This window comes from Cohnella xylanilytica, from assembly GCF_014212175.1.
Lineage (GTDB): Bacteria > Bacillota > Bacilli > Paenibacillales > Paenibacillaceae > Cohnella > Cohnella xylanilytica.
The window spans coordinates 1-1,594 of record NZ_JACJVR010000177.1 but is presented as its reverse complement, the minus strand read 5'-3'; the positions used below and the strand labels follow the sequence as shown (position 1 = coordinate 1,594).

The 1,594-nt window shown below is 62.7% G+C and carries 1 pseudogene; it reads left to right on the top strand.

The window, feature by feature from the left end:
- Window positions 1-1,594, top strand: a pseudogene (locus tag H7B90_RS32410) (efflux RND transporter permease subunit); the annotation flags it as partial.

Below are 1,594 nucleotides of genomic sequence, written 5' to 3'. Positions count from 1 at the left end.
GACGCTCATCTCGATCGTCTCGATCCCGCTGTCGCTCGTCATCGGAATTTTGCTGCTGCAGCAGTTCGATATTACGCTGAACATCATGACGCTCGGCGCCATGACGGTCGCGATCGGGCGCGTCGTGGACGATTCGATCGTCGTCATCGAGAACATTTACCGGCGGATGTCGCTGACGGGCGAGAAGCTGAAGGGCAAGGATCTGATGCGGGAAGCGACGCGCGAGATGTTCCTGCCGATCATGTCCTCGACGATCGTCACGATCGCGGTGTTCCTCCCCTTGGGTACCGTCAGCGGCATGGTCGGCCAGCTGTTCATGCCGTTCGCGCTGACGATCGTGTTCGCCCTGCTGGCTTCGCTGCTCGTGGCGGTCACCGTCGTCCCGATGCTGGCCCACTCGCTGTTCCGCGGCGGCGTGAAGCCGGGCAAGGCGCAGCACCACGAAGACAAGCCGGGAAGGCTCGCGGAAGGATACCGCAGGGTGCTGGCTTCCGTCCTTCGCCATAAGGCCATCACGTCCATCGTCGCGATCGTCCTGCTGCTCGCGAGCTTCGCGCTCGTGCCGGTCATCGGCGTCAGCTTCNNTTCGATCCGGACACGAAGCACTTCGCGGACCGGAAGAAGGAGATCGTCGAAGGGCTGCATCAGCTCGTGAACGTCGGCGAATGGTCCGAACTCGACATGTCCGGCGGCTTCGGCGGCAACAAGTTCAGCCTGAGCGTCTATGGCGACAAGCTCGAGGACATACAGCCGGTCGTGACGAAGATCGCCGACTTGATGAAGCAGAACGAGTCGTTCGAGAAGGTCGATACCAGCCTGGCGAAGACGTACGATCAATATACGCTGGTCGCCGACCAAGCGGCGCTTAGCCGTTACGGCCTGACGACCGGACAGCTCGCGATGGCGCTCATGCCGGCGCGGGACCGCCCGGTGCTGACGACGGTCCAGGAGGACGGCAAGTCCTACAACGTTTATGTCGAAGTGGCCGACAACGCGTACGGTTCGATCTCGGACATCGAGGAGAAGAAGCTGCAATCCCCGCTCGGCATCGAGGTTCCGATCAAGGATGTCGCCAAGGTCGAGGAAGGGACCGCGCAGGCGTCCATCGCCCGCGAGAACGGGAGAATGGTCGTTACCGTCAGCGCGGAATCGACGTCGTCCGACGTCTCGAAGGCCTCCGCCGACCTGCAGAAGGAGATCGACAAGATCGAGAAGCCGGCGACGGTCGAAGTCAAGTTCGGCGGCGTCACGGAGCAGATCAACGAGACGTTCTCGCAGCTCGGAATCGCCATCGCGGCGGCGATCGCCATCGTCTATCTCGTTCTGGTGCTGACGTTCGGCGGCGCGCTCGCTCCGTTCGCGATCATGTTCTCCCTGCCGTTCGCGATTATCGGCGGCCTGGTCGCCCTCTGGATCGCCGGCGAGACGCTCAGCGTGTCCGCGCTGATGGGAGCGCTCATGCTCATCGGCATCGTCGTGACCAACGCCATCGTCCTCGTCGACCGCGTCATCCACAAGGAGAAGGAAGGACTGTCGACCCGCGAAGCCTTGCTTGAAGCGGCAGGCACGCGCCTGCGTCCGATTCTGATGACGG